The sequence below is a fragment of the Actinotalea ferrariae CF5-4 genome (assembly GCF_000603945.1).
Taxonomy (GTDB): Bacteria; Actinomycetota; Actinomycetes; order Actinomycetales; family Cellulomonadaceae; genus Actinotalea; species Actinotalea ferrariae.
This window is the reverse complement of sequence record NZ_AXCW01000228.1, coordinates 1-6,058: the sequence shown is the minus strand read 5'-3', so window position 1 is coordinate 6,058 and position 6,058 is coordinate 1. Positions and strand designations below refer to the sequence as shown.

General features: G+C 74.6%; 3 protein-coding genes and 1 pseudogene. 2 read left to right on the top strand and 2 right to left on the bottom strand.

Features of this window, described 5'->3' with window-relative positions:
• The first annotated feature begins 74 nt into the window (after positions 1 to 74).
• A complete protein-coding gene (locus tag N866_RS15045; protein ID WP_342668437.1) occupies positions 75 to 2,597 on the top strand; it encodes a glycoside hydrolase family 65 protein in 2,523 nt (840 codons plus the stop codon).
• 62 nt (positions 2,598 to 2,659) lie between these two features.
• Here the strand turns inward: N866_RS15045 and N866_RS15040 are convergent, their stop codons facing one another.
• Complete coding sequence (locus tag N866_RS15040) at positions 2,660 to 5,002, bottom strand: glycoside hydrolase family 3 C-terminal domain-containing protein (RefSeq protein ID WP_034227871.1); 2,343 nt, start codon at positions 5,000 to 5,002, stop codon at positions 2,660 to 2,662.
• 103 nt (positions 5,003 to 5,105) lie between these two features.
• On the opposite strand from N866_RS15040, the gene N866_RS15035 reads away from it, so the two are divergent.
• The gene (locus tag N866_RS15035) at positions 5,106 to 5,699 is read left to right on the top strand and encodes a TetR/AcrR family transcriptional regulator (RefSeq protein WP_034227869.1); all 594 of its coding nucleotides are present in this window, start codon (positions 5,106 to 5,108) and stop codon (positions 5,697 to 5,699) included.
• Positions 5,700 to 5,796: 97 nt separating this feature from the next.
• On the opposite strand, the pseudogene N866_RS21480 reads toward N866_RS15035, so the two are convergent.
• Positions 5,797 to 6,058: pseudogene (locus N866_RS21480) on the bottom strand (hypothetical protein); the annotation flags it as partial.

The window sequence follows — 6,058 nt, the reverse complement described above, 5'->3', positions numbered from 1 at the left end:
CCCCGGGCGCGGCCGTCCCGGGCGGCACCGCGGGCCACGCCGCCGGCCGTGGCGCGCACCGTCGCCCGGAGCCCGTGCACCGCGACCCGGTCGCCTACCTGGACCGGACCCGCTTCCCGACGCACCCCTGGCAGCTCACCGAGTCGTTCTTCGACCCCGAGGACCACGGCACCACCGAGACGCTCTTCGCGGTCGGCAACGGCTACATCGGGATGCGCGGGAACCTCGAGGAGGGCCGCGACTTCCACACCCACGGCACGTACGTCAACGGCTTCCACGAGACGTGGCCGATCCGGCACGCGGAGGAGGCGTTCGGCTTCGCCGAGGTGGGCCAGACGGTCGTCAACATCCCGGACCCCAAGGTGCTGCGCCTGTACGTCGACGACGAGCCGCTGCTGCTGTCCGTCGCCGACCTCGTCACCTACGACCGCACCCTGGACCTGCGCGACGGCGTCCTCTACCGGGACATCGTGTGGCGCACGCCGTCGGGCAACCGCGTCCGGGTGCGGTCCCGCCGGATGGTGTCCTTCCGGCAGCGGCACCTGGCCCTCATGACGTTCGAGGTGACGGTGCTGGACCGCGAGGTCCCCGTCGTCGTGTCCTCCCAGCTCATCAACCGGCAGGACGGACTGGACGAGTACCGCACGCAGGCGGGCTCCGCGGACAGCGCCGACCCCCGGCGGGCCACGCAGTTCGACCACCGCGTGCTGGAGCCGGAGATGCACTGGGGCGACGACTGCCGCACCGTCCTGGCGTACCGCTGCACGAACTCGGGCATGACGCTCGGCGTCGCGACCGACCACCAGGTCGAGACGGAGAACCGCGTCGAGCTGCTCACGCAGGTCGAGCAGGACTACGCCAAGCACGTGTACCGGGTCAGCGCGCAGCCGGGCGTCCCGGTCCTCATCACCAAGGCGGTGAGCTACCACACGTCGCGCAGCGTGCCCGCGAAGGAGCTGGTCAACCGCTGCCGGCGCACGCTGGACCGGGTGCGCGAGGAGGGCGTCGAGCCGCAGTTCCTCGACCAGCGCGTGTGGCTCGACGAGTACTGGGAGCGCTCGGACGTGGTCGTGGAGGGCCAGCCGGAGCTCCAGCAGGCGATCCGCTGGAACCTCTTCCAGATCGCCCAGGCGTCGGCGCGGGCGGAGGGCAACGGGATCGCCGCCAAGGGCCTCACCGGCTCCGGCTACAGCGGCCACTACTTCTGGGACACCGAGGTCTACGTCGTCCCGTACCTCGTCTACACCTCGCCGGTCGCCGCCCGGAACGCGGTGCGCTTCCGCTCGACGATGCTGCCGGCGGCGCGACGGCGGGCACGGCAGCTCAACGAGGACGGCGCGCTCTTCCCCTGGCGCACGATCAACGGTGAGGAGGCCTCCGCGTACTACGCGGCCGGGACCGCGCAGTACCACATCGACGCGGACGTGGCCTACGCCCTGAGCAAGTACGTGCAGGTCACCGGGGACGAGGAGTTCCTCGCGCGGGAGGGCGTCGACGTGCTCGTCGAGACGGCGCGCATGTGGGTGGACCTCGGGTTCTGGCGCGGCAACGGCCGGGACTCCTTCCACATCTACGGCGTCACCGGCCCCGACGAGTACACGACCGTCGTCAACGACAACCTCTTCACCAACGTCATGGCGCGGTTCAACCTCCGTCGCGCGGCGGAGGCCGTCCGGTCGCTCGCGACGACGGCGCCGCAGGACCACGAGCGCATGGTGGCGCGCCTCGGGCTGGGCGCCCACGAGGTGGACGAGTGGGTCCGCGCCGCGGACGCCATGGCGATCCCCTTCGACGCCCACCTGGGCATCCACCCGCAGGACTCCCAGTTCCACGAGCGGGAGGTGTGGGACCTGGCCAACACCCCGGCGGACAAGCGGCCGCTCCTCCTGCACTACCACCCGCTGGTCATCTACCGCTTCCAGGTGCTCAAGCAGGCCGACGTCGTCCTGGCGCTGTTCCTGCAGGGCGAGCACTTCACCCTCGCCGAGAAGACGGCGGACTTCGAGTACTACGACCCCATCACCACGGGCGACTCGAGCCTGTCCGCGGTCGTCCAGTCGATCGTGGCGGCGGAGGTCGGGTACCACGAGCTCGCCCTGCGCTACTTCCAGGACGCGCTGTTCGTCGACCTGGCCGACCTGCACCACAACGCGTCCGACGGCGTGCACGTCGCCTCGGCGGCGGGCACGTGGGCGGCGCTCGTGAACGGCTTCGGCGGGATGCGCCACCACGGCGAGGTGCTCACGTTCGACCCCCGGCTGCCGGCGGGGTGGACGGGGCTGACGTTCCGGGTGACGGTGCGGGGGTCACGGCTACGCGTCATGGTGCGGCAGGACCGGATGGAGCTGGCCCTGGAGACCGGGGAGCCGCTCGACGTCGTGGTCCGCGGGGCGCGGGTGGGCGTGGGGGACGACCCCGTCGTCGTCCCCCTGGCCGGCCAGGGCCCGCGCACCCCCGGGGCCCCGGACGCCTCGGCGGTCCGCGGGAGCCTGCGCGCGGACGGCACGCTCATCACCGCCTCGATCCCGCACCTGCCCCTGCCCGCGCCGGAGGCCTCGGACGAGCGCTGGGAGGCGGACCGGGTCGAGAGCCGCTGACCGGCTCGGGGGGCGGGCGCGACGTCGGGCGCGAGGTCGGGCGCCGCCCCGCCCCGCCGTCGCTACGCCCTGACCTCCGCGACGAGGTCCTCGAGCTGCTCCTCGCGCAGCGGGACGTCCGGGAAGCGGCTGAGCCGGCGCAGCGGGATCGCCCGGAGCATCGGGCCGTGCTGCGGGTCCTCGAACATCCGCAGCATGACCGAGCCGGCGAGCCGCTCGCGCAGCACCGGTCCGGCGACCGGGTGCTCGAGCCACGCGGACGTGGGCTGCTCGGCGGACAGCGGCGCCGTGAGGTCGTCGCCGGCGAGCTCGACGACGGCGCGGCCGCGCTGGTCGCGCGAGGACGCCCCGACCCGGATCTCGAACGCGCCGCCCTCGACGACCCACCGCTGCAGGGTCACGTCCCAGTACGCGAAGGCGCGCGCGTCGAGAGGCACCGTGACGCGGCGGCTCTCGCCCGCCTCGAGCTCCACGCCGACGAAGCCGCGCAGCTCCTGCTCGGGCCGGTGCACGGCCGACCGCGGGTCGTGGACGTAGACCTGCACGGTCTCCCGTCCGGCGCGCGCCCCGGCGTTGGTCACGGTGACGGCGACCTCGACCGCGACCCGGGCGTCGTCGTCGGCGGTGTGGGTCGTGGCGTCCGGTGCCGCGGGGGTGTCCCGGCCGACGGTCGCCTCGACGTCGGACCAGACGAAGCGGGTGTAGGTGAGGCCGTGGCCGAAGGGGTAGGCGACGGGCAGCTCGTGCGCGTCGTACCAGCGGTACCCGATGAGCAGGCCCTCGCCGTAGCGGACGTGCCCCCGCTCGCCGGGGAAGGCGCCGACGGTCGGGGTGTCCGCCGCGCGCAGCGGGATCGTCTCGGCGAGCCGGCCCGACGGCGCGGCCCGGCCGGTGAGCAGGTCCGCGACGGCGCTGCCGCCGGCCTGGCCGAGCAGCCAGCCCTCGAGCACGGCCCGGGCGTGCCGCTGCCAGGGGTGCACGGTGACCGCGGCCCCGTTCGACAGCACGACGACGACCTCCCGGTTCACCTGGGCGACCGCCTCCAGCACGCTGACCTGCTGCGGCGGCAGCTCCAGGTGCTCGCGGTCGTACCCCTCCGCCTCGTACGAGGGGGGCAGCCCGAGGAACACGAGGACGACGGCGGCGTCGCGCGCCACCTCGACCGCCTCGTCGCGCAGTGCGGCCACGGTCTCGTCGTCGGCCCCGGCCTCGAGGGCGTACCCGGGGGCGAAGGCGACCTCGCGCGCCAGCCGCTCGCGCAGCGCGCCGAGCGCGTCCTCGAGCCGCGTCGGGTTCACCTGGGAGCTGCCCGAGCCCTGGTACCGGGGCGTCCGGGCGAGCTCGCCGACGACGGCGACCCGTCCCCCGCGGTCGGCGTCGAGCGGGAGGATGCCGTCCTCGTTCTTGAGCAGCACCGCGCTCGCGGTCGCGGCGTGGCGGGCGAGCTCGTGGTGGGCGTCGAGGTCCGCAGGTGTGCGCTCGGCGAGCGCGGGCTGCGCGCGGTCCACAAGCCGCAAGACGCGCGCGGCGGCGCGGTCGACGTCCGCCTCGGCGAGGGTGCCCGCGCGGACCGCGTCGACCACCTTGCGGGTGCCGTTGCCGCCGGAGGACGGCATCTCCAGGTCGAGCCCGGCGGCGACCCCCGCGGGCCGGTCGTCGACGGCGCCCCAGTCGGACACCACGAGGCCCTCGAAGCCCCACTGGTCGCGCAGCACCTCGGTGAGGAGCCACGGGTGCTGCGACGCGTAGACGCCGTTGATCTTGTTGTAGGCGCACATCACGGTCCAGGGCTGCTCCTGGCGGACGACGCGCTCGAAGGCGGGCAGGTAGATCTCGCGGAGGGTGCGCTCGTCGACGTCCGCGGACACGGTCATCCGCTCCGTCTCCTGGTTGTTCGCCGCGAAGTGCTTGAGGGACGTGCCGACGCCGCGCCCCTGCACCCCGCGGACCAGCGCGGCCGCGAGCGTGCCGGCGAGGAAGGGGTCCTCGGAGAGGTACTCGAAGTTGCGGCCGCACAGCGGGCTGCGCTTCATGTTGACGCCGGGGCCGAGGAGGACCGACACGCCCTCGGCGCGGCACTCGTCGGCCATCGCGGCCCCGACCTGCTCCACCAGCTCCGGGTCCCACGTCGAGGCCAGTCCGGCCGCAGGCGGGAAGCACGTCGCCGGGACCGCGTCGCCGAGGCCCATGCTCTCGCTGTCGTCCGGCTCCTTGCGCAGGCCGTGCGGACCGTCGGCGACCATGACGGCCGGCACCGTGAGCGACCCGTCCGGCCGGGCGATCGGCTCGGTGCGCCAGGCGTCGGAGCCGTCCAGGAGGGACGCCTTCTCCTCCAGCGTCATCGCCGCGAGCAGCGCGGGGACGTCCAGGCGCGTGGGGCCGGGGGCGGGGCTGTCGGTGGTCATGGGAGCTCCCTGGAGGCATCGGGTCCGCCGGTGCGGGGTCGGCGTCGGCGTCGGCGTCGGACTCAGGCTAGACCTGATCCCGACCGAGTGGTAGGCATTGAGGATGGAGCGCGAGGGTGGCTACGCCCGGGGACGGGCGACGCGGCAGGTCGTGCTCGAGGAGGCGCTGCGGCTGTTCGGCGAGGTCGGCTACCGCGGGGCCTCCCTGCGCGAGCTCGCCGCCCGGTGCGGGCTGTCCCACCCCGGCCTGCTGCACCACTTCCCGAGCAAGGAGGCGCTCCTGCTCGCCGTCCTGGAGGAGCGCGACGCGGCCGACGGCGCGCGGGCCGGGATCGTCGGGGCGCACGGCGTGGCGCACCTGAGGGCGCTCCTGCAGATCGCGCGGTCGAACGCCACGACCCCCGGCCTCGTCGAGCTCCACGCGGTCCTGTCCGCGGAGGCCGGCGGGCCGGACCACCCGGCGCACGACTTCTTCGTCCGCCGGTACGCCCGGCTGCGGCAGGAGCTCACCACCGCGCTCCGGGAGGCCGCCGACGACGGGCGGCTGCGCCCCGGCGTGGAGCCGGCGGACGCCGCGGTGCTCCTCGTCGCGTGCTGGGACGGCCTCCAGGTCCAGTGGCTCCACGACCGGGACGCGGTGGACATGGCCGCGGGCCTGGAGACCGCGTTGCGGCTCGTCGTCGACCTGGACGACTGACGTCCCGGGACGTCGAGGGTCCTCCGGGAGGGCGTCAGGCCTGGGCATCAGGGCTGGGTGTCCGGGATGGTGTCCGGGATGGGTGTCCGGACGGGCGTCAGGGCAGCCGCACGTCGCCGTCCGTCCAGGACCCGACGAGCCCGCCGCCGGGAAGCCGGGCCAGGCACAGCGACTCGCGGTCTCCCTGGCGCCACGACGCCTCCGACGGCGTCCACAGCACGGGCACCACCCCCGCCGCGCGCTGCGTGGTGTCCATCTCGCACGCGTCCCCGGCCTCGCGCTGCACGAGGGCCGCGCCGGGCCAGGGGCCGTCGGCGTGCTGGTGGCGCCCGAGGACCTCCGCCTCGTGCGGGCGCTCG